The organism is Massilia sp. CT11-108 (assembly GCF_047302915.1).
Lineage (GTDB): Bacteria > Pseudomonadota > Gammaproteobacteria > Burkholderiales > Burkholderiaceae_D > Telluria > Telluria orientalis.
The window spans coordinates 1-246 of the sequence record NZ_JBKYMO010001680.1 but is presented as its reverse complement, the minus strand read 5'-3'; the positions used below and the strand labels follow the sequence as shown (position 1 = coordinate 246).

1 protein-coding gene is annotated in these 246 nt (G+C 61.8%); it reads left to right on the top strand.

The genetic code is table 11. The annotated features are described in order from the left end of the window. Positions 1–21: 21 nt before the first annotated feature. Positions 22–246 (top strand): cbb3-type cytochrome c oxidase subunit I (locus ACEN88_RS36010; protein ID WP_413347171.1); only part of this gene is annotated, 225 nt, incomplete at its 3' end.

The window sequence follows — 246 nt, the reverse complement described above, 5'->3', positions numbered from 1 at the left end:
GGCCTAGGTGGAAACCTCTGGGTGTTCGGTCTCGGTATGACCGGTTTCAGCACGATCCTGGGTGCTGTCAACTTCATCACGACCATCGTCACGATGCGCGCGCCCGGCATGACCATGTGGCGCATGCCGATCTTCACCTGGAACACGCTCATCACGGCGATCCTCGTGATCATGGCGTTCCCCGTGCTGGCTGCGGCCCTGTTCGGGCTCGGCTTCGACCGCGTTTTCGACGCGCAGGTGTTCAAC